This window comes from Myxococcus llanfairpwllgwyngyllgogerychwyrndrobwllllantysiliogogogochensis, assembly GCF_006636215.1.
GTDB classification, from domain to species: domain Bacteria; phylum Myxococcota; class Myxococcia; order Myxococcales; family Myxococcaceae; genus Myxococcus; species Myxococcus llanfairpwllgwyngyllgogerychwyrndrobwllllantysiliogogogochensis.
The window spans coordinates 1-419 of sequence record NZ_VIFM01000860.1; the positions used below are offsets into that span (position 1 = coordinate 1).

Here is a 419-nt window from a genome sequence, read left to right on the forward strand (position 1 = left end):
GGTGAGAAGCATGGTGCACTCCCGTGCGATGAAGGAGGGGCCCGGCGGTCAGGCCGCGAGGCGCTCTGCCCCGTGCCGCGCGGCCGAGCGCGCGCGGGCGTCCAGCTCCAGCAGGGCGCCCAGCGAATCCGGGTTGGAGGGCGATACCGCCTCCAGAGTTTCAAGATTCAGACGATGAATCTGATCGAAACGGATGCGGCGCTCCAGGAACGAAGCCACGGCGACCTCGTTGGCGGCGTTGAGCACCGCCGTGGTGCCGGGCGCGGCGCGCAGCGCATGCCACGACAAGTGCAGGCCCGGAAAGCGCACGGCGTCGGCCTCTTCGAAGGTGAGCGCGGCCAGCCGGCTGAAGTCGAGCGCGGGCGTGCCGCTCTCGATGCGCTCGGGCCAGGCGAGGCCGCAGGCGATCGGCACGCGCA

The 419-nt window shown here is 71.4% G+C and carries 1 protein-coding gene; it reads right to left on the reverse strand.

The features are described from left to right. Positions 1 to 48: 48 nt before the first annotated feature. On the reverse strand, positions 49 to 419 hold a 371-nt coding region (locus tag FJV41_RS57530; RefSeq protein ID WP_497812690.1), incomplete at its 5' end, for a hypothetical protein.